We start from the raw sequence: 20,601 nt of genomic DNA, 5'->3' as shown, positions 1-20,601 counted from the left end.
CGTCGCGATCCGGCGGACGGCGTGTCTCGCGGACCACCCTGATTCAGAGATAAACTGGTGCCTGATTGCACCGTCCAGACCCGAGGAGCCGCCGCGATGATCGATCTTGCCGACATCCTGCCGTCCGCGTTGCCCGACGCCGTCGCGTGGGCCGACGCGCAGGCGGCCCACGGGCTCGCGCGGGGCGTGCCGCTGACGCCCGCGCAGGCCGACGACGCGCGTGTCGTGGGCGTCGCGCAACCGGAGCGGATCCGCGTCGTGGTCGCCGACCGGCTGCCGTTCCCCGACACGCCGGCGCTGGGCGCCATCGCGCGCGACACCGGTCTGCTGGCGCCGGGGACGATCGGCCTCACGCTCGGCCATGCGGTGTTCGTGCTGCGCGGCCACGACACGCGACGCCTGCTCACGCACGAATTCCGCCATGTGCATCAGTACGAGGAAGCCGGGTCGATCGGCGCGTTTCTCGCGCGCTATCTGCACGAGATCGCGACCGTCGGCTACCACGACGCGCCGCTCGAGGCCGACGCGCGGCAGCACGAATTCGACTGACGCCGCCGGCCGACGCGAACGCGCACACACTCCGATGAACCTTCCTCACGCCATCGCCGGCCCGGTGCGGACCCGTCGCGCCGCCACGCCGCGCCGCCCGCGATGAGCGGCACGATCCACACGTGGCTCGGTGCGATCGGCGCACACCCGGCGCTGGTGCTGGCGATCGTGTTCGCCACCGCCTGTGCCGAGGCGATCGCGTTGATCGGCACGGTCGTGCCGGCCGGCGCCGTGATGTTCGCGGCCGGCACGCTGATCGGCGCGGGTGCGCTCGACGGCTGGACGGCCATCGGCGTCGCGGCCGCCGGCGCGATCGTCGGCGACGGGATCAGCTACGAACTCGGACGCCACTACCGCGGCGCGATCCGAAATGGATGGGTCCGGCTGGGCTACGCGGATGCCTACGCGCGCGGCGAGCAGTTCGTGCTGCGCCACGGCATGAAGAGCATCGTGCTCGCGCGCTTCCTCGCGCCGGTGCGCGCGGTCGTGCCGGTGGTGGTGGGGTGCGCGACGCTGCCGCGCCGGTCGTTCTATCCGGTCAACGTCGTGTCGGCGCTGATCTGGGCGCCGGTGCACGTCGCGCCGGGCATCCTGTTCGGCGCGTCGGCGGTGCTGGCCGCCGCGATCAGCGTGCGGGTCGCCGCGATTCTGCTGGTGATCGCCGCGCTCGTCGCGCTCGTGTGGATCGGCGTGCGCGTCGCGCTGCGGCGCGGCTGGCCGCTGCTGCACCGCGCGCTCGTCGCGGTCATGTACGCGTGCATCCGCCGCTGGCCGCGGTTCGGCGCGCGGGTGCACGACACGTTCGTGCACGTGCGCCGCCTGCCGGGCGCGGTGCCCGTGTTCGCGCTGCTGTTCGTCGGCTGCGTGTGGCTGTTTGCCGGCATCGTGCAGGACGTCGTCGCGAACGATCCGCTGATGCACGCCGACATCGCGCTGTACGCGTTCCTGCAGAACCTGCGCACGCCGCCCGTGGACGCCGCGATGCGCGCGCTCGCGGTGCTGCACGGACACGATACCGGGCTGATCGTCGCGGCCGCGTTTCTCGTCTGGCTGATGATCCATCGCTGCTGGGTGACGTCCGCATGGTGGCTCGCGACGGTCGGCATCGCGGTCGTGCTCGTGCCGGCGTTCGGCGCCGGCTCGCCCGGCACGATGCCCGCGAGCCTGCCGCCCGGCGCGCTGCACGTGCCGCTGCCCGACGCCGATGCGGCGTTCGCGATGCTCGCGAGCAGCGGCATCGGCTGGGTGCTGACGCGCGACCGGCCCGCGCTGTGGCGCATCCCGGTCGTGACGGCGGTCGTGCTGTGGATCGTGCTCGGTGGCTTCGCGCGGCTGTACGTCGGCGATACGTGGCTGTCGGGTCTGCTCGGCGGCTGGAGCCTCGGGCTCGCGTGGTTCGCGATGCTGGCGGGCGCCTATGCGTACTGGCGCGTGCGCGAGCATGTGCAGCCGCGGGGCGCGCTGGTCGCGGTGCTCGTCGTGCTCGCGACGACCGGCGTTTGGACCGTGCCCGCGCAATGGCAGCTCGATCGCGCGGCGCGTCCGCACGTGGGCGACGTCGTCGCGATGACCGTCGATCAGTGGATGCACGGCGGGTGGCAGCGCGTGCCGACGCGGCGCACCGAGATCGGCGGCGATCGCGAGGAATATCTGCCGCTGCAATGGTGCGCGACGTCGGACACGCTCGATCGCCATCTTTCGCTGGCCGGCTGGCAGCGCGCGACGCCGTGGTCGCCCGCCACGGCACTGCGCTGGCTGCTGCCGCAGGCGCCGGCCGATGCGCTGCCCGTGCTGCCGCGCTACACGCATGGCGAAAGTACGCGCCGGGTGTTCGTGCGTGTCGATCCGGCCCGTCCGGACAGCCGCCTCGTACTGCGGATGTGGCGTTATCCGTACGTGCTGCAGGATGCGCTCGGCACGCGGCCGCTGTGGTACGGCGCGCTGTATCGCGAGACGCTGCATCGGCCCGCGCGACTGATGACGATCGTGCGCACGACGACCGTCGACGATACGGCGACGATCACGCAGGCGCTGCAGGTCGAGCCGACGGTCGAGCGGCCGCCGGCGGGGACGAGCACGGCGCCGGCCGAGGTGCTGCTCGTGTGGATGGTGCAGCCTTGAAATGCGTGCGGCGCGTCAGGCGTGCGCCGGTTGCGCGGGGACGACGGACAGGCGCAGGCCGACGGTCTTGAGTACCGCGAGCAGGGTTTTCAGCGTCGGGTTGCCGTTGGGCGACAGCGTGCGATACAGCGATTCGCGGCTGATGCCGGCTTCGGCCGCGACCGCGCCGAGCCCGCCGTAGGCTTCCGCGACGGTGCGCAGCGCGAGCAGTGCGGCAGCGCGATTGTCGGGATCGTCGAGCGATTCCATCGCGACGCGCAGATAGGCCACCGCGAGCTCGCGATCGGCGCCGAGTTCGGCGACTTCCGCGTCGTGGTGCGATACCGAGCCTTTGAGCTTGTTCATGCTTGCCTCCGTTTCCAGTTCAACCAGTGTTCCTTCGCATGCCTGATGTCGTCGGGTTGGCTGTGCTTGTCGCCGCCGCACAACAGCAGCACCAGCGCGCTGCCGTACCGGCCGAAGTACACGCGATAGCCGGCACCGACGTGGATGCGCAGTTCGATCACACCTTCGCCGACGGGCTCGCAATCGCCGAAATTTCCGGTCTGTATGCGGCGCAGGCGCTCGCGAATCCGCGCCTGGACGACCTTGTCGCGCACGGCGTTCAGCCATTCGGTGAAAGGCTCGCGACCGTCGTCGCGCTGATAGCGAAGCAGTTCGAACTTGGAGAGCATTGTAACTTATAAGCTACATGAGGGGTATGAATATCGAGGTGATTGCGCTGTTTGTCCGATGAGGCGGATGAAGTGAAACGCGCGCGGGTCGATTGCCGAATCGAGACGAAGCATGACGCGAAGGCGGTGCGCAGGATTGCCTGCGGTGCCTTCGTGCCCGGGGTTTCAGGCGGTGAGACCGGCTTCCCGAACGAGGATCATTCTTTCATTCGGGGCGTGCGATGGCGATTCGGCCGAACGGCCGATTTCACCGGCGCGTACGGAAAACGCGCCGTGCGGGGAGAAGCCGAGCGGCTCGGCTTCAGCGACCTGCCGAGTTTCTCGCAGGCGTTCGAGCGATGGTATGGTGTGCCGTCGGGCACTTGTCGCAGCGGCCTGCTGCGCGACGGCGGCCCGCACTGACGCCGTGTCGCGCCACGCGCGCCGATCCGCACGCGCGCACTCCAAAATCCCTTCACGAGAGAATCCGCATGATCACGCTTCGCCCGATGACCGAAGACGATTTCCCCCGCTTCTGGCCCACGTACCATGCGATCGTCGCCGCGCAGGAGACCTATGCATTCGATCCGGCGGCGACGCAGGAGGCCGCTCGCGCGCTGTGGCTCGCCGCGCCGCTTTGCACGTGGGTCGCCGAGGAGGATGGCGTGCTGCTCGGCTCGTACTACCTGAAGGCGAACGCGGCCGGGCCCGGCAATCACGTGTGCAACTGCGGGTATATGGTCAGCGAGGCCGCGCGCGGCAAGGGCGTCGCGCGCCTGATGTGCGAGCACTCGCAGCAGGTGGCGCGCGAACGCGGCTTTCTCGCGATGCAGTTCAATTCGGTGGTCGCGACGAACGAGGTGGCGGTCGCGCTGTGGCAGAAGCTCGGCTTCGAGATCGTCGGCCGCTTGCCGCGCGCGTATCGCCACGCGCGGCTCGGCTTCGTCGACTGCCTGGTGATGTTCAAGTGGCTCGGCGACACCGCCGCCGCCGAAGCCTGATTCTCGACGGTCAGACGGCGAACGCGCCGTCGAACACGATCCGCTCGTCGAACGCGAGCGTGCCGCGCGCGAAGATCAGGTCGAGGTGGTGGCTGCCGTTCGCGCCGCCGCCGAGGCCGAGATGCAGCCCCGGATGGCGCTCCTCGAACCCGGCGTTGCGGCCGTACAGCGCGCGGATGCCCAGGTTCGTGCCGATGCCGAATTCCTCGATGCGCCGGTGATTGTCATGCCGGTCGAGGTACGACGCGAAGTCGCGCCGGAAGCCCGCGTCGTCGCTGTCGAAATCGACGATCAGGCTGTCTTCGACGTGCAGCGTCGCGAGCCGTTCCGTCACGCGGTACTTGATCGCGAACGGCACGGTGCCGAGGAACGTGCCGCTGAATACGATCGAGCCGTGCAGGTCGGTGACGTGCGTCGCGATCTCGCCGGGCACGACGTCGAGATTGCCCATCCCGTCCACGCTCGTCCATTTCTGGTCCGGTGAAAGCGAGCCGGTCAGCGTGTTGCCGGCTTCGTCGATGAAGTGGATCCGCGATGCGCGCGCGGCCGCTTCGATCAGCCGGCCGTTGCGCGCGGCGATGTCGTCGAGCGATTCGGCGAACGCCTCGTCGAGATGCGGGCCGTAATCCTTGAACAGTACCGACTTGCTCCAGTGCTCGACGATCGCGGGACGGATCGCGGCCAGGAACGGCGGGCCGCTCGGCGACGGTGTCGGCAGGCATGACGAGTCGTACAGCAGTACGAACAGATCCGCGTGCGCGAGCGCGCTGGCGATGTCGGCGGGCGGGGTGGTTTCGAGGCAGAGGGTCGTCGCGTCGAGCGAGTCGGGCAGGGCGGAAAACGCGCGCAGCGCGATATCGCGATTGCGGGTGTCGTAGCCGACCAGCAGTTTGCCCGTTTCGCCACGTGCGAGCTTGTCGCGCAGCGCCGGGTGACAGCCGAGCGCGCGGTGCAGGTTCAGCATGCGTGTCTCCGGAAGCGGCGGAAGGGCCGTGGCCCTTCCGCGAGAACGGGCTGGCCGCTCAGACCGGCCAGAGCGCGGTGCCGAACGGCACCACGGCATCCTCGACCATCATGTCGACGGCCTCGGGGTGCGTGTCTTCCTGCATCCAGTCAAGCAATTCGATCTGCCGGGTTTCCTGCATGTCAATTCTCCTGTGATGAACATGAGCGATTCAACATGAAAGCGCGGTAAATGGATGACCGCCACTCGTCCGGAATTTTTTGAATACCGGACGAGTGGCGTCGATATTAGTCTGACGATTTCGCGAATGCAATGCGTTGCGATGTTTTTAGCTGTGGCGTGCTAAACAAGCGGGTTTTATGCATATCTTGCGATCAAGACGAATGAATCGGATCGTGAAGGCCATCCATTATTTTTTTAATATCGCGTCCGTTAATGGCGAATTGACTTTTGTGCTTTATTTAAATTTGAAGCGCAATCGCGTCGATCGTTTCGATTTTCGCCATTCACGAACGATGCGCGCACGGCCAACGTCCATGCGAGCTGTCCGCCAGCCGCCGACGAGCCGGCTCCGGCGGTTGCACCGATTTTCTGGCACCATCTGACGACTTCGCGCGCGGGCCGCCGCCGCGCGCGCACCGCCATCCCGGCGGCACGATTCGAACCACGATGGAGACACCGCGATGCGCGCAGCGCCGCAACCGGAGCACGCCGGCCGAGCACGGCCGGATGCAGGCGCCACCGAACCCGACAGGATGGCCGCATGGCGGCTCGCGATCTGCCTGTCGCTCGGCAGCGCGATCGCGCTCGGCCTCGCGCGCTTCTCGTATGCACTGCTGCTTCCGCCGATGAAATCCGATCTCGGCTGGAGCTTCGCGCAGGCCGGCGCGTTGAACACGGCGAACGCGGCCGGCTACCTGGTCGGCGCGCTCATCTTCCCGTTGCTGTCGCGGCGTTGGCGCGCCGGCACGCTGCTGGCGGCCGGCTGCGCGCAGACCGCGGTGCTGATGGCCGCATGCGGGTTCACGTCCGGCATGAACGCGCTGCTCGTCGAGCGGCTCGCGACGGGCGTCGGCAGCGCGCTGATCTTCATCAGCGGCGGCGTGCTGGCGGCGCGGCTCGCGTCCGCGTCGCCGCGCGATGCGGGGCTGCTGCTCGGGCTCTATTACGGCGGCACGGGATGGGGCATCGTCGCGTCGTCGTTGCTCGTGCCCGCGACGCTCGTGCATCGCGCGCATGGCTGGCAACCGGCGTGGTTCGCGCTCGCGGTCGCGTGCGTGCTGTTCTCGGCTGTCGCCGTGGCGGCGGCGCGTCGCATCGAGCAGGCGCACGCGGCACCGGCCGTGCGGCGCGACGGCGCCGCGCCGGCGGCCACCGCGAGCCCCGCGCGCTTCGCGCTCGCGCTCGCGGGCTACGGACTGTTCGGCGTCGGCTACATCGGCTACATGACGTTCATCGTCGCGCTGCTGCGCGGCGCGGGGATGAGCGGCGCGGTCGTGTCCGCGTTCTACGTGATACTCGGCGTCGCGACCGTCGTGTCGGCGCGGTTGTGGTCGGGACTGCTCGACCGGATGCGCGGCGGCCAGGCGCTGGCCGCGCTCAATGCGTTGCTCGGCGTCGCGACGCTGATGCCGGCGCTGTTCGTGCATCCGGCGGCCGCGTTCGCGTCGGGCGTGCTGTTCGGCGCGACGTTCCTGTCGGCGGTCGCGTCGACGACCGCGTTCGTGCGTCACAACCTGCCGCCGGAAGGCTGGGCGAAGGGCATCAGCGCGTTCACGACGATCTTCGCGTTCGGGCAGATCGCCGGGCCTGTCGCGATCGGCTGGGTATCCGACAGCGCCGGGCTCGCGCGCGGGCTCGTGTATTCGGCGCTGACGCTGTTCGCGGGCGCGGCGCTCGCGGCCGGGCAGCGCGCGTTGCGGGGGGCTACGTAACGCGCACCGCCGCCCCGGTCACATCCGCAGAAAATGGGGAGTGTCGTCACTCCCGCACATGATGGTCGAGGCGCGCGCGGCCGCCCCGTTACCGCTCGATCTGCCGGTTCCAGCGCGTGTCCCACTGCGCGCGGCGCGCGTTGATCGCCGTCCAGTCGACCACCGTCACCTTGCGCACCAGGTCGTCGACGCTGCCGAGGCTTTGCTGCATCGCGGCGGGCATCTTCGCGAGACGGTTGGTCGGGATCTGCTTGCCGGCCTCGGCCGCCTTCGTCTGCGCGGGCGCGGACAGCAGGAACTGCGCGAGCTTCTGGGCCAGTTGCGGATCCGGGTTGTTCGCGACCACGCACAGGTCGACGAGCAGCAGCACCGGGCCTTCCTTCGGGTTCGCATACGCGACCGGAATGCCCTTGTCCTGCAGGTCGCCGACGCCGGTCGGCGTCAGCGGGAACAGGCCGGCTTCGCCGGTCTGCACCATCTCGGAGATCTTCGCCGAGTTCGGGATGTACTCGACGACGTTCGGCCCGACCGTGCTCGCCCACTTGCTGAAGCCGGGCTCGACGTTCTGTTCGCTGCCGCCGAGCAGCCGGTTGATCGCGAGAAATCCATGCAGCCCGAACGTGCTGCTCGACGCGGACTGAAACACGACCTTGCCCTTGTATTTCGGATCGGCGAAATCCATCCACGACGTCGGCGGTGCCCAGCCTTTTTCCGCGAACAGTTTCTTGTTGTACGCGATGCCGGTCATCCCGAGCTGCACGCCCGCGCCGACGTCGTCCTTCATCCGCGCGAACGGATACAGCTCCTTCAGCACCGGCGAATCGTCGAGCTTCTGGCATACGCCGAGGCTGACCGCGCGCGCCATCACGCCGTCGTCGAGAAAGGCGACGTGGATCTGCGGCTTGTTGCGGTTCGCGAGCAGCTTCGCGAGCACGTCCGACGACGTGCCGGGCACGACGACGACCTTCACGTTGTTCGCCTTCTCGAAGTCGGGCAGCACCTGGCTCGTATAGGCCTTTTCCATCGGGCCGCCGTTCATGCCGACGTAGATCGTCTTCGTTTGCGCGAACGCGGGCGCGCCGGCGCCGGCGATGCAGAGGGCGGCAGCCGCCGCGATCGTTCCGAGCAGTTTCATCGTTGGGTCTCCTCTTGACGGAAAGGGGCGGTCGGCGCGGCTTGGCGGAAGAAGCGGCCGATCGAGAATGCATCGAGTGGCGTGGCGGTTTCGCCCGTCGTGACGAGATCGGCGAGCACCTCGCCGACGCCCGGCGCGAGCAGGAAACCGCCGCCGGAAAAACCGAACGCATGCAGCAGGTTCGGCGTGGTGCGGCTCGCGCCGATGATCGGGTTGTGGTCGGGCGTGCAGCCTTCGACGCCGCTCCACGTGCGGATCAGCAGCGCGTCGCGCAATGCGGGCAGCAGCGCGCACGCATCGCGCATCACCGCGCGTGTCGTATCGACCGACGGCTGGCCGAATTCGCCGTCGCCGCGACCGCGCCCGCCGCCGATCACGCAGTTGCCGCGCGCGACCTGCCGCGCGTACACGCCGCCGCCGTACACGCCGAGGTTGTGCGTGATGAACGGCGGCAGCGGTTCGGTCACCCACATGTTCGGGTAGATCGGCTCCATCGGCACGGCTTCGCCGAAGCGTTCGGCGATCGTGTTCGCCCATGCGCCGGCCGAGTTGATCAGCCACGTTGCGGCGCATGCGCGGTCGCCGGCATGAAGGTGAAAGCGCGTGCCGTCGTGCCGGACCTCGTCGACCGGCGTGTGCTCGAATACGTCGGCGCCTGCCGCGCGGGCTGCGCGCGCGAACGCGGGCGACACGACGCGCGGGTTCGCATGCCCGTCGGTCGCGCACAGCGAGCCGCCGACCGCCGCGTGGCCGAGCCACGGATAGCGGCGACGGAACGCGTCGCCGCGCATCACCTGCAGCGGCAGGCCGTGCTCGCCGGCGAGCGCCGCGTAGGCGTCGAGTGCATCGAGATCGGCGTCGCTGCGCGCGAGCCGCAAGTGGCCCGACACGACGAATTCGCCGTCGATGCCGATCAGCTCGGGCAGGCGGTCCCAGATGCGCCGCGCGCGCAGCGCGAGCGGCAGCTGTTCGGCCGGGCGGCCCTGGCAGCGCACGCCGCCGTAGTTCACGCCGCTCGCCTGTGCGCCGCAGTCGCGGCGTTCGAACAGCGCGACGCGCAAGCCGCGCCGCGTCAGCGCCAGCGCGGCCGATGCCCCGACGAGCCCGCCGCCGACGATCGCGACGTCGTAGTGGCGAAGGTCACTCATCGCGCGCCTCGTCGGGAATCGCCGCGACTTCGTCGCCCGCGAGCGCGGCGGAAATCGGAAACGGCTTAACGGGTGGTTGCGCGCGCAACCTTCCGACATCCGCGAGCGGGCGGCCGGTTTCGGCGGCGAGCACGAGCGCGGTCGCGTCGCCGCACATGCGGCCCTGGCAGCGGCCCATCCCGGCGCGTGTCAGCGCCTTCAACCGGTTCATCTCGGTCGCTTCGCCGCCGCGAATGCAGCGTCGCAGCGTACCCGCGTCGATTTCCTCGCAGCGGCATACGATCGTGTCGTCCGGGCACCGCGCGGCAAGTGCGGCGGGCGGCGCGAATGCGGCTTCGAGGCCCGCGCGGAACGCGCCGAGCCGGGCGAGCCTGCGTTCCAGCATCGCCGCATCGGGTTTGCCGGAACGCGCACGCGACGGCGTTTCGATGCCCGCATCGTCGAGTAGCGCCAGCGCCGCGCGTCGCCCGGACGCCTCGGCCGCGTCCGCGCCTGCGATGCCGGCACCGTCGCCCGCGACGTAGATACCGCGCACCGACGTGCGGCCGGCCGCGTCGCGTTCGGGCAGCCATGCGCGGTTGAGCGGATCGAAACGGAACCGGCAGCCGGCGAGATCCGCGAGCTGCGTCTCCGAACGCAGCCCGAAGCCGAGGCCGAGCGCATCGCAGTCGAGCCGCCGCGGCGGCGCGTCGCCGCCGGCCGCGCGCCATGCGATTCCCGTCACGTGTTGCTCGCCGAGCACGCGCTCGAGCGTGACGCCCGTTTCGATCGCGACGCCGTGCGCGCGCAGCCAGCCGATGTAGTACAGCCCCTTCGCGAAGGTCGACGGCATGCGCAGCAGGGCCGGTGTCGCGGCGGCCTGCTGGCGCAGCGGGCTCGTGTCGAGCACCGCCGCGACCTGCGCGCCGGCTTTCGCGTATTGATAGGCGACGAGATACAGCAAGGGTCCCGTGCCCGCGAACACGATGCGGCTGCCGATCGCGCAGCCCTGCGCCTTCAGCGCGACCTGCGCGCCGCCGAGCGTGTAGACGCCGGCGAGCGTCCACCCCGGCACCGGCAGCATGCGATCGGTCGCACCGCTCGCGACGATCAGGTGCGAAAACGGCACGGTCGTCTCGCGGCCGTCCTGCAGCGTGTCGACGCGGCCCGCGCCGCACGCCCACGCGAGCGTGTTCGGCCGGTAATCGACGTGCGGTAGCAGCGCGGCCATGGTCCGATGCACGGCATCGGCCTTCGCGGCCTCGAAGCCGTACAGCACGCGCTTGCCGCGCGCGAACGCGCCGTCGGCCGGCGGCTGACGATAGATCTGCCCGCCCCAGCGCGCGTTCTCGTCGATCACGACGGGGCGCAGCCCCGCGTCGACCAGCGCCTCGGCCGCGCGTACGCCGGCCGGCCCCGCGCCGACGATCACCGGTCGCAACGCGTCGTTCATGATGCCTCTCCGGCTGCGGCGGGCTGCGCGCCGGTGAGAATCCGCATGCCGTCGACGATCGGCGTCGAGCATGCGCGCACGCGTGCGCCGGCCTCGGTGCGCACCCAGCAGTCCTGGCACGCGCCGATCAGGCAGAAGCCCGCGCGCGGCTTGCCGCTGAATTCGCTCACGCGCACGCGGCGCTGCGCGACGAGGATCGCGGTGAGCACGGTGTCGCCGGCGAGCGCGTGCGCGGGGCGACCGTCGAGCGTGAACGCGACGGCGGCGCGCTCGCGTTCGGCGACGCGCACGAACTGCGCGCCGTCGTCCGCGACGCCGGTGGAACGGGAAACGGAAGTCGTCATCAGTGTTGGCCGATCAGGATGCGGTTCAGGCCGTATACGCGATCGAGCAGCAGCATCGCGCCGGCGGTGATGAAGATGACGAGCGCCGATACCGACGCCATCATCGGATCGATCGATTCGGTCGCGTACATGTACATGCGTACCGGCAGCGTGACCGTCTGCGGCGACGTGACGAAGATCGACATCGTCAGTTCGTCGAAGCTGTTGATGAACGCGAGCAGCCAGCCGCCGGTGATGCCGGGCACGATCATCGGCAGCGTGATGCGGCGGAACGTCGTCCACGGATCGGCGCCGAGCGAGCATGCGGCCTGTTCGATGCTGCGGTCGAGGCCGGCGACGGACGCGAGCACGAGCCGCATCACGAACGGCGTGATGACGATCACGTGCGCGAGCACCAGCCAAGCGAACGAGCCGGTCGCGCCGATCAGCGCGAAGAACCGCAGCAGCGCGATGCCGAGCACGAGGCCGGGGATCACGAGCGGCGACAGCAGCAGGCCATTCAGGAACGCGCGGCCGGGAAACGACGCGCGGCCGATCGCGAGCCCGGCGGGCAACGCGATCGCGAGCGACAGCGTCGCCGACGCGAATGCGAGCTTCACGCTGTTGGCGAATGCGGTGACGAAGTCCGGATAGTCGAGGATCGCGCGGAACCAGCGCAGCGACAGGCCATGCGTCGGCAGCGTCAGCGTTTCGTCGGGCGTGAACGCGACGAGCACGACGATCACGAGCGGTGCGAGCACGAACAGGATCACGAGCGTGTGGAACGCCAGGGCGAAGGGGCCGTTCTTTCTCATCGGGAAGCGCCTCCGAGGCTGCGCGCATAGCGGCGTTCGAGCACGCGGTAGTAGGTGAGCATCACGACGAGGTTCGCGACCAGCAGCAGCACCGCGATCGTCGCGCCGAGCGGCCAGTTCAGCGAGCCGAGGAATTCGTCGTAGACGGCGGTCGCCGCGACCTTCAACCGGCGTCCGCCGAGCAGGCCCGGAATCGCGAACGCGCTCGCCGACAGCCCGAACACCATCAGGCTGCCGGACAGCACGCCCGGCATCAGCTGCGGCACGACGATGCGGCGCAGCGTCGTGAACGGCGACGCGCCGAGCGACAGCGCCGCGTGCTCGGTCTGCGGATCGAGCCGCTGCAGTGCGGTCCACACGGGGATCACCATGAACGGCAGCATCACGTGCACCAGCGCGATCACGATCGCGAACGTCGTGTATTCGAGCTTGTACGGCCCGAGACCGACGAGCCCGAGCGCCTGGTTCACGAGCCCGCTCGTGTTGAGCAGCATGCTCCAGCCGAACGCGCGCACGACGACCGACACGAGCAGCGGCGCAAGGATGACGAGCAGGAACAGCGAGCGCCACGGGTCGCGCATTTTCGACAGCACGTACGCTTCCGGCGTGCCGATCGCGACGCAGATCGCGGTGGTCAGCGCGGCGATGCCGAACGTGCGCGCGAAGATCGTGTGGAAGTACGGCGAGCCGAGCACTTCCGCGTAGTTGCCGAACTGGAACGCGGCGATCGGGCCCGTGGCCGGATCGTAGCGGTAGAACGTGAGCGCGAAGGTCATCGCGAGCGGCACGAGCACGAGCGCGGCGAAGAGCAGGAACGCGGGCGTGCACATCAGCCACAGCGGCGCATGGGCGCGCCACGACGCGCGCAACGTGCGGCCGCCGGCGGCGCGTGGCGACATGGCATCGGCGGCGGATGCGGGCACGGCCGATTGCGCGCGCGCGGCCGGCGCGCCGTCGGTCGGGAGCGGTCGGGCAGGCTGTCCCATTCAGGCCTCCCGCCGCATCACGCGCACCGCGTCGCTGTGCCAGTCGACGCCGACCGGCGCACCTTCCGCGAGCGGCTCCGCCCCTTCGTTCTGACAGCAGACGAGCACTTCGCCGAGCGCGCTGTCGACGCGGTACAGCCACTGGCTGCCGAGGAAGAAGCGGCTCGTGACGGTCGCGGCGAAGCGGCCCGCGCCCGGCGCGCACAGGCGCAGTTTTTCAGGACGGATGCACACGGATACGGCGTCGCCGATGCGCACGTCGCGCTCGCGCGCCGGCAGGTGCGCGGTGCGGCCCGTCTCCGCGAGATCGTGGCCGAGGTCGATGCGGATCGCGTCGCCGTCGTGCGCGACGATGGTGCCGGGCAGCAGGTTCGCCTTGCCGATGAACTGCGACACGAAGTGGTTCTCCGGGCGTTCGTACGCGCGGTACGGCGTGTCGGTCTGCGTGATGCGGCCGGCCTCCATCACGACCACGCGATCGCTGATCGACAGCGCTTCCGATTGATCGTGCGTGACCATGATCGTCGTCGTGCCGATCTTGCGCTGGATCGCGCGCAGTTCGAACTGCATCTCCTCGCGCAGCTTCGCGTCGAGGTTCGACATCGGCTCGTCGAGCAGCAGCACCGGCGGTTCGATCACGACCGCACGCGCGATCGCGACACGCTGGCGCTGGCCGCCGGACAGCTCGCGCGGAAAGCGGTGCGCGAGCGCATCGAGACGCACGAGCGCGAGCGCCGCGCGGATGCGCTCGGCGCGCTCCGCCTTGTCGACGCCGCGCATGTCGAGGCCGAAGCCGACGTTCTCCGCGACGCTCATGTGCGGAAACAGCGCATAGCTCTGGAACACGATGCCGAGCCCGCGGCGGTTCGGCTTCATGTGCGTGATGTCCTGACCGTCGAGCGCGATGCGGCCGCGCGTGACGTCGACGAAGCCGGCGATCATCTGCAGCGTCGTGGTCTTGCCGCAGCCCGACGGCCCGAGCAGCGACACGAATTCGCCTTGTTCGACCGACAGGTTGACGTCGGCGACGGCCGTGAGCTCGCCGAACGATTTCGTCAGATCCGTAAGCGTGAGAAACGACATGGGGAACTCCGGGTTCGCACACCGGATGGCCGGTGCGTCATTGACGCGGACTCTAGCCAGCCATATTTGGGAGCGTCAATTTCGAATTCTGCTCAGCGGGATGAATTTCTGAAAAATTCCATTGATCGGAATGGTTTGGGGCATCCCCGGAAAATCGTTCCGTTGAGTGAAGGCGGGTGGGGCGATGAAAGGCGCGCGTCAATCCCGTGCACACCCGGATGCCCGACGCATTTCGGCGGCACGACAATGGCGGCTGGCGTATTCCGTTCACTGAAATCATCGAGGAGAACTCGCATGCAGGAACCTCATTCGCGCGGAACGTCGCGTGCTGCAAGCGTGCCGGCCCCGGACGAGGACGCCGCCGCCGATGCGGCCGATGCCGCCGGCGCGCCGGGCACCGGCATGCTGCAGCGCGCGTTCGCGATCCTGCGCGCGCTGGCCGGCATGCAGCAGGACGGCGTGCGCGTCACGCATCTCGCGAAGGCCGTCGGCCTGACGCAGGGCACCGCGCACCGGATCCTGCAATCGCTGATCGCCGAAGGGATGGTCGAGCAGGACGAGCAGTCGAAGCTGTACCGGTTGAGCGTCGACTTCTTCGCGCTCGCGGCGCTGGCCGGCAACCCGAGCAGCATGCGTACGCTGTGCCGGCCCGCGCTGCTGCGCCTGTGCGCGAGTCTCGGCGAGACGATCTTCCTGCTCGTGAAGAGCGGCTTCGACGCGGTGTGTCTCGATCTGTGCGAAGGGCCATTCCCGATCCGCTCGTTTACCGGCGACATCGGCGGGCGCATCGCGCTCGGCGTCGGGCAGGGCAGCCTCGCGATCCTCGCGTTCCTGCCGGAAGCCGAGCGCGAAGAGGTGATCCGCTTCAACGTGCCGCGCATTCGCGGCTACGGCGTGCTCGACGAGGTGTATCTGCGCACCGAGATCGAACGCGTGCGCCAACTCGGCTACGCGGGGCGCAACAGCGGCGTGCTCGACGGGATGGCCGGCGTCGCGGTGCCGATCCTCGACCGCACCGGTTATCCGGTCGGTGCACTGAGCGTCGGCACGCTGGCGTCGCGTCTCGGCGACGACCGGATGCCGATGGTCGTCGAACTGCTCAGGCGCCAGGCCGATGCGATCGGCCCGCGCACGAACCCGTTCGACGCCGCACTGCGGCGGCCGATGCACGGGCTATCCGGGAAAACCGCATAGCCGCATCGCGCGTCGCCGTTTCGTCAGCTTGCTTACGCGCGCCATTCACGTCTGAGCAAAGTGCGTCGCGTCACGCGGGCCTCGAGGCTTTCCGTTTGCTTGCGGATGGCCGCTTTCCCCGCCCGTCCCCGCTTCACTCGTCTCCATTCGATTTTCAACTGCCGGCCAGTTGAACATTTCATTTCTTGATGCGATTGCGGCTGGATACCATCCAGCCACTGTCTATACAAGCCGACCGGCGCGTATGGCCAGCATCGAGAAAACACAACACAACATCGACAAGACGGTTTGGAGAGGAGATGACGGAGATGGTGCGAACGATGGGCAGGAACACGGGCGTCGCGTGCATGAGCGCGGCCATTGCGATGATGTTCGCCGGCGCCGCGCACGCGCAGTCGACGGTGACGCTGTACGGGATCGTCGACGCGGGCGTGACCTATACGAACAACGCGAAGGGCCATGCGCTGTGGCAGTTCACGGGCGGCAACGAATCGGGCCCGCGCTGGGGCTTGATCGGCACCGAGGATCTCGGCGGTGGCCTGAAGGCGAACTTCCGGCTCGAGAACGGCTTCAACGTCGCGAACGGCGCGCTCGGGCAGGGCGGCCGGATGTTCGGCCGCTCGGCATGGGTCGGCCTGAGCGGCGCGAGCTGGGGTGCGGTGACGCTCGGCCGCCAGTACAACTCGACGCAGGACATCCTCGGCTCGCTGCAGATGAGCAGTTTCCTCGCGCAGTACTCGACACATCCGTTCGACAACGACGACATCAACAACACGTTCCGCACCAACAACGCGGTCAAGTACGTGTCGCCGACGATCGCGGGCCTGCAGGCGAACCTCGTGTACGGCTTCTCGAACTCGACCGGCTTCTCGAACGACAACACGTGGAGCGCGGGCGTCACGTATGCGAACGGGCCGCTCAACGCGGGCGCCGCGTATGCGCGCGTGAACCATCCGGCGGTCAGCACGAGCGGTGCAGTTGCTTCGGATAACTACTATTCGTCGTCGGCATCCGTGTTCGGTGCGAGCCTCGGGAACGCGGTGCGCCAGCAGATCTGGGGCGCGGGCGGCAGCTATGCGATCGGGCAGGCGACGCTCGGGCTGCTGTACACGGGCTCGAACTTCGGCCAGGCAACGGGCGGCGCGCTGCGTTTCAGCAATTACGAAGGCAGCGTGCGCTACCTGATCACGCCCGCGTTGATGGCCGCGGCCGGCTACACGTATACGAAGGTCGCGCGCGGCGGCGACGGCGGTCACTACCAACAGGTGTCGGCCGGCGTTCAGTACCTGCTGTCGAAGCGCACCGACGTGTACGTGAATGGCTTCTACCAGAAGGCGTCGTCGGGTGTCGGACACGCGTGGATCGACGGCACCGACGGCCCGTCGTCGACGACGTCGCAGGTGGCGGCGGTGGTCGGTATTCGCCAGAAGTTCTGACGCCCTGACGCGTTCGCGCGTCTTCCGGAGGAGACATCAATGAAAATCAAATTGTTGCTGGCGGCGTTGCCGTTCGTCGGAATGTACACCGGCGGCGCGATCGCCGAGGTACGGCCGCTGCTGTTCGGCCTGCCGTTCCTGCTCGTATGGAACCTGATCTGGATGGCCGCGACCGCCGCGATCCTCGCGATCCTGTTCCACCTCGACGAGCGCGACTCGGCCCGCGACGGCCGCACGGGAGACGCGCGATGAACGCACCGATCCTCATCATCGCGGCGTTCGCCGTGTTCGCGCTCGCGATCGGCGTGATGGCACGGCGCGGCCGCAAGCTCACGCTCGAACAGTGGGCGGTCGGCGGGCGCGGCTTCGGCTCGCTGCTCACGTTCCTGCTGATGGCGGGCGAGGCGTTCTCGACGTTCTCGTTTCTCGGCGCGAGCGGCTGGACCTACAGCAAGGGCGTGCCCGCGTTCTACATCCTGTCGTACGGCTGCCTCGCGTTCGTGATCGGCTACTGGATGCTGCCCGCGGTGTGGCGCTACGCGAAGGAACGCGGGCTCGTGTCGTTCGCCGATTACTTCGCGGCGAAGTACGACAGCCGCGCGATCGGCGTGCTGGTGTCGGTGGTGGCCGTGTTCGCGATGGTGTCGCTGCTGATGATCCAGCTGCGCGGCCTCGGCGTGATCGTGTCGGAGATGTCGTACGGACTGATTCCGCAATCGGCCGCGATCTGGATCGCCGCGTCGCTGATGGCGGTCTACATGGTCGTGTCGGGCATTCACGGCTCCGCGAGCATCGCGATCTTCAAGGACGTGCTGATCCTCGCGATCGCGATCTTCCTCGGCCTGTACCTGCCGATGCACTATTACGGCGGCCTCGGCGAGATGTTCGCGAAGATCGACGCCGCGCATCCCGAACTGCTGCGCATGCCCGAGCACGGCTTCAACCTGAGCTGGTACAACTCGACGATCCTGCTCACGTCGCTCGGCTATTACCTGTATCCGCATGGCTTCACCGCGATCTACGTCGCGAAGGACGAACGCGCGCTGCGCCGCAACGTGATCCTGATGCCGCTGTACCAGGTGCTGATCGCGTTCCTGTTCCTCGTCGGCTTCGCGGCCGTGATGACCGTGCACGGGCTCGAAGGCGCGCAGACCGACCTCGCGCTGCTGCGCCTCGTGAAGCAGACGTTCCCCGCGTGGTTCGTCGGCATCGTCGGCGGCACGGGCCTGCTGACCGCGCTGGTGCCGGGCTCGCTGATCATGCTGAACGCATCGACGACGATCGCGCGCAACATCTATCGCGAAGGCTTCGCGCCGAATGCGACCGATCGCGAGGTGACGCGCGTCGCGCGGAACGCATTGCCGATCTTCACGCTGATCGTCGTCTACTTCGTGTTGCGCGGCGGCGCCACCTTCGTCACGCTCGCGATCTTCTCGTCGAGCCTGCTCACGCAGCTCGTGCCGATGCTTGCGTCGAGCTTCCTGAAGCGGCCGTTCGGCACGCGGGAAGGCGCGTTCGCGGGCATCGTCGCCGGCGCGATCGTGATCGCGATGACGAACTACTACGGCGTGACGCTCGCGTCGCTGTTCCCCGGCGCATCGAGCACGCTGACGTCGATCAACCCCGGGCTGGTCGCGCTCGCCGCGAACGCCGTCGTGTTCATCGCGATCAGCGCGGCGCAGCGCAAGCTGAAGGCGCGCGTGACGGCGCCGGTCCGCTCCGCGTGACGTCACGACCGACATGCCGCCGTCGAGCCGCCGGGCAGCCGCCCGGCGGTTGTTCCGCTCGGCGGCCCTTTGACTATTTCGCGTTCCAACAGGACACCAGGCGATGAAGACCGAGGACAAGGCCGACGACCGGCGCGAAGCAATCGATACGCTGATCGCGAACGGCTGCGTGATCACGATGGACCCGCAGCGGCGCGTGATCGAGAACGGCGCGGTTGCCGTGAAGGGCGATCGCATCGTCGCCGTTGGCGACACCGTCGAGTTGCACGCGCGATTCCGTGCCGCGCGCACGATCGACGCGCGCCGCAAGGCCGTGCTGCCGGGCCTGATCGATTCGCATGCGCACGCCGGCCACGCGATGCTGCGCACGATCGGCGGTGCGGACGGCGATGCGTGGTCGGCCGCGGCCGAGACGATCTACACGCGCGCGTCGGACGAGACGTTCTGGGAAACCGAATCGCACCTCGCGGCGCTCGAGCGGCTGAAGGCCGGCGTGACGACGGGCGTGTCGCTGCTCGGCGGCGGCAACTCGATCATGCGCGTCGACGATCCCGTCTACGCGCGGCGCCACTGCGATGCGGTCGTGCGTACCGGCACGCGCTCGATCGTGGCCGTCGGTCCGTCGCGCCCGCCCGCGCCGCGCGCATACACGCGCCATACGCCGGACGGCAGCGAGACGCGCGACGTCGATTTCGACACGATGTACGACGTGTGCGAGCGCATCGTCGACGCATGCCACGGCGATGCGGACGGCCGGATCCGGATCGCGCTGACGCTGCCGGTGTACGGTCCCGAGCACGACCCGGAACTCGCGCGGTACGAGCGCGACTTCCGCGACCAGGCGGCGCGCTACGGCGCATTGGCGCGCGAACGCGGCCTGACGTTCACGCAGGACGGGCATCGCGCCGGCACGCTCGCGTTCGCGCATCGCGAACTCGGGCTGCTCGGCCCGACGTCGTTCATGTCGCACAGCATCGACCTGACCGACGACGACATCGCCGCGTGCGTGGAAACCGGCACCGCGATCGTCCACAACCCGAGCGCGATCATGTCGATCGTCGGCCGCTGCCCGGTGCCCGAGCTGATCGATGCGGGCGTGACCGTCGCGATCGCGTCGGACGGCGCGGCGCCCGATCGCGGCTACGACATGTTCCGTCACATGTGGCAGTGCATGCACTACCATCGCCGCCACTTCCGCGACCCGGATGTGCTGCCGCACGGCAAGGTGCTGGAGATGGTGACGATCGACGCGGCGAAGGCGCTGTCGCTCGATCGCGAGATCGGCTCGCTCGAAGCCGGCAAGCTCGCCGATGTCATCCTCGTCGACCTGTTCCGCCCGCACATGATGCCGATGAACATGCCCGTATATCGCGTGACGTGTTTCGCGAATGCGGCCGACGTGTGCATGACGATGGTCGGCGGCCGCGTGCTGATGGAGGATCGTCGAGTGTTGTCGGTCGACGAGCACGAGATTCTCGAGCGCGTGACGACGGTGGCGGAGACGATGATCGCGCGCAGCGGGTTGCGGCACCTGCTCGACGAGCCGACGACGCTCTGGGGGCGCAGTCGCTACTGAACGACGCAGCTGCCGCAGCGGTTTGCGCGGTGCAAGGACGGCGAGGCGGGGCCGGCTCGGGCCGGGTTTTTTTCTGGTTTCGTCGCCGACGGACATGCTAGGATTTCCGTCAAACAACTCCGGAGACTGCTATGCCGTTCATCTGCGAAAACGTTGAATGCCGCGCCGTGCTGGCTCGTGGTCAGGTCAAGCCCGAGCACGAGGATGCGGGGTGGTGTTTCTACTGCCCGGACTGCAAGGCCAGGAACGAGTTGACGAGTGCCGGCGTGCCGGGCGGTCCGGTCGAGTTGAATCAGCCGGAGCGAGCCAGCCCCCCGCACAAGGTCGTCGCGACGGCGCGCGCTTTGGAGGACGGCGGGTTCGCCGCGCAGTTGCGCGTGCAGCGGGCGCTCGCCGTGAAAGGAACCTACGCGGCCGAAGAGCGCTGGGAGCAGCTCGGCGTATTCCCCGACGCGCAGGAGGCCGTCGCGCACGCGAGGTCCTTCGCGATGGACCTGCTGGCACGGGCGGCCTAGGCGCGAGCG

At 68.8% G+C, this 20,601-nt stretch carries 21 protein-coding genes and 1 pseudogene; 11 read left to right on the top strand and 11 right to left on the bottom strand.

What is annotated here, in order from left to right:
* Nucleotides 1–96 precede the first annotated feature (96 nt).
* Together WS49_RS19475 and WS49_RS19470 are read left to right on the top strand one after the other, a co-directional pair.
* On the top strand, nt 97–549 hold the full coding sequence (locus WS49_RS19475) for a hypothetical protein (RefSeq protein ID WP_059532049.1): 453 nt from the start codon (nt 97–99) through the stop codon (nt 547–549).
* A 102-nt stretch (nt 550–651) separates the two neighbouring features.
* Complete coding sequence (locus tag WS49_RS19470) at nt 652–2,670, top strand: LssY C-terminal domain-containing protein (RefSeq protein WP_059532045.1); 2,019 nt, start codon at nt 652–654, stop codon at nt 2,668–2,670.
* Between the two features lie 15 nt (nt 2,671–2,685).
* On the opposite strand, the gene WS49_RS19465 is transcribed toward WS49_RS19470, so the two are convergent.
* On the bottom strand, nt 2,686–3,015 hold the full coding sequence (locus WS49_RS19465; protein WP_059532042.1) for an addiction module antidote protein: 330 nt from the start codon (nt 3,013–3,015) through the stop codon (nt 2,686–2,688).
* The gene (locus tag WS49_RS19460; RefSeq protein ID WP_059532039.1) at nt 3,012–3,344 is read right to left on the bottom strand and encodes a type II toxin-antitoxin system RelE/ParE family toxin; all 333 of its coding nucleotides are present in this window, start codon (nt 3,342–3,344) and stop codon (nt 3,012–3,014) included. Before WS49_RS19460 ends, WS49_RS19465 begins: the two co-directional genes overlap by 4 nt.
* Before the next feature lie 285 nt (nt 3,345–3,629).
* Here WS49_RS19460 and WS49_RS35145 point away from each other — a divergent pair.
* Nucleotides 3,630–3,746, top strand: a pseudogene (locus WS49_RS35145) (AraC family transcriptional regulator); the annotation flags it as partial.
* A 68-nt stretch (nt 3,747–3,814) separates the two neighbouring features.
* Nucleotides 3,815–4,324 carry a GNAT family N-acetyltransferase gene (locus WS49_RS19450; protein ID WP_059532032.1) on the top strand — a complete coding sequence of 170 codons (510 nt, stop codon included), beginning with the start codon at nt 3,815–3,817 and terminating at the stop codon, nt 4,322–4,324.
* Nucleotides 4,325–4,334: 10 nt separating this feature from the next.
* Here the strand turns inward: WS49_RS19450 and WS49_RS19445 are convergent, their stop codons facing one another.
* Nucleotides 4,335–5,288 carry a hypothetical protein gene (locus tag WS49_RS19445; RefSeq protein WP_059532029.1) on the bottom strand — a complete coding sequence of 318 codons (954 nt, stop codon included), beginning with the start codon at nt 5,286–5,288 and terminating at the stop codon, nt 4,335–4,337.
* A gap of 58 nt (nt 5,289–5,346) precedes the next feature.
* On the bottom strand, nt 5,347–5,469 hold the full coding sequence (locus tag WS49_RS36135) for a hypothetical protein (RefSeq protein ID WP_006752127.1): 123 nt from the start codon (nt 5,467–5,469) through the stop codon (nt 5,347–5,349).
* 502 nt (nt 5,470–5,971) lie between these two features.
* On the opposite strand from WS49_RS36135, the gene WS49_RS19435 reads away from it, so the two are divergent.
* Nucleotides 5,972–7,222, top strand: a complete 1,251-nt coding sequence (locus WS49_RS19435) for a YbfB/YjiJ family MFS transporter (RefSeq protein ID WP_059532026.1) — start codon at nt 5,972–5,974, stop codon at nt 7,220–7,222.
* Nucleotides 7,223–7,310: 88 nt separating this feature from the next.
* On the opposite strand, the gene WS49_RS19430 is transcribed toward WS49_RS19435, so the two are convergent.
* The 7 genes from WS49_RS19430 to WS49_RS19400 are packed head-to-tail and all read right to left on the bottom strand — an operon-like array spanning nt 7,311 to nt 14,144.
* Nucleotides 7,311–8,357 carry an ABC transporter substrate-binding protein gene (locus WS49_RS19430; protein WP_059532023.1) on the bottom strand — a complete coding sequence of 349 codons (1,047 nt, stop codon included), beginning with the start codon at nt 8,355–8,357 and terminating at the stop codon, nt 7,311–7,313.
* Nucleotides 8,354–9,505, bottom strand: coding sequence for an NAD(P)/FAD-dependent oxidoreductase (locus WS49_RS19425; RefSeq protein ID WP_059532020.1), 1,152 nt, complete (start codon nt 9,503–9,505; stop codon nt 8,354–8,356). Before WS49_RS19425 ends, WS49_RS19430 begins: the two co-directional genes overlap by 4 nt.
* On the bottom strand, nt 9,498–10,937 hold the full coding sequence (locus WS49_RS19420; protein ID WP_059532018.1) for an FAD/NAD(P)-dependent oxidoreductase: 1,440 nt from the start codon (nt 10,935–10,937) through the stop codon (nt 9,498–9,500). Before WS49_RS19420 ends, WS49_RS19425 begins: the two co-directional genes overlap by 8 nt.
* The gene (locus tag WS49_RS19415; protein ID WP_059532015.1) at nt 10,934–11,281 is read right to left on the bottom strand and encodes a (2Fe-2S)-binding protein; all 348 of its coding nucleotides are present in this window, start codon (nt 11,279–11,281) and stop codon (nt 10,934–10,936) included. Before WS49_RS19415 ends, WS49_RS19420 begins: the two co-directional genes overlap by 4 nt.
* Nucleotides 11,281–12,075 (bottom strand): ABC transporter permease, encoded by a 795-nt coding sequence (locus WS49_RS19410; RefSeq protein ID WP_059532012.1) that lies wholly within the window; start codon nt 12,073–12,075, stop codon nt 11,281–11,283. The genes WS49_RS19415 and WS49_RS19410 overlap by 1 nt, the downstream gene beginning before the upstream one ends.
* Entirely contained in the window at nt 12,072–13,061 is a 990-nt protein-coding gene (locus WS49_RS19405) for an ABC transporter permease (protein ID WP_059532009.1), read from the bottom strand. Before WS49_RS19405 ends, WS49_RS19410 begins: the two co-directional genes overlap by 4 nt.
* On the bottom strand, nt 13,062–14,144 hold the full coding sequence (locus WS49_RS19400; RefSeq protein WP_059532006.1) for an ABC transporter ATP-binding protein: 1,083 nt from the start codon (nt 14,142–14,144) through the stop codon (nt 13,062–13,064).
* A gap of 294 nt (nt 14,145–14,438) precedes the next feature.
* Between WS49_RS19400 and WS49_RS19395 the strand changes: the two genes are divergently transcribed.
* The 6 genes from WS49_RS19395 (at nt 14,439) to WS49_RS19370 (ending at nt 20,592) form a co-directional block, all read left to right on the top strand.
* Nucleotides 14,439–15,338, top strand: a complete 900-nt coding sequence (locus WS49_RS19395; RefSeq protein ID WP_059532003.1) for an IclR family transcriptional regulator — start codon at nt 14,439–14,441, stop codon at nt 15,336–15,338.
* A gap of 308 nt (nt 15,339–15,646) precedes the next feature.
* Complete coding sequence (locus WS49_RS19390; protein ID WP_082725547.1) at nt 15,647–16,774, top strand: porin; 1,128 nt, start codon at nt 15,647–15,649, stop codon at nt 16,772–16,774.
* 39 nt (nt 16,775–16,813) lie between these two features.
* Nucleotides 16,814–17,026 (top strand): DUF3311 domain-containing protein, encoded by a 213-nt coding sequence (locus WS49_RS19385; protein WP_059532000.1) that lies wholly within the window; start codon nt 16,814–16,816, stop codon nt 17,024–17,026.
* Entirely contained in the window at nt 17,023–18,501 is a 1,479-nt protein-coding gene (locus tag WS49_RS19380) for a sodium:solute symporter family protein (protein WP_059531997.1), read from the top strand. The genes WS49_RS19385 and WS49_RS19380 overlap by 4 nt, the downstream gene beginning before the upstream one ends.
* Nucleotides 18,502–18,604: 103 nt before the next feature.
* Nucleotides 18,605–20,077 carry an amidohydrolase family protein gene (locus tag WS49_RS19375; RefSeq protein WP_059531994.1) on the top strand — a complete coding sequence of 491 codons (1,473 nt, stop codon included), beginning with the start codon at nt 18,605–18,607 and terminating at the stop codon, nt 20,075–20,077.
* A 131-nt stretch (nt 20,078–20,208) separates the two neighbouring features.
* Nucleotides 20,209–20,592 (top strand): hypothetical protein, encoded by a 384-nt coding sequence (locus WS49_RS19370; RefSeq protein WP_059531991.1) that lies wholly within the window; start codon nt 20,209–20,211, stop codon nt 20,590–20,592.
* Nucleotides 20,593–20,601 lie beyond the last annotated feature (9 nt).

This window comes from Burkholderia sp. RF7-non_BP4 (assembly GCF_001521935.1).
In the GTDB taxonomy this organism is placed as follows: domain Bacteria; phylum Pseudomonadota; class Gammaproteobacteria; order Burkholderiales; family Burkholderiaceae; genus Burkholderia; species Burkholderia diffusa.
The sequence above is the reverse complement of the archived record's forward strand: the minus strand, read 5'-3'. Positions and strand labels throughout refer to the sequence as shown.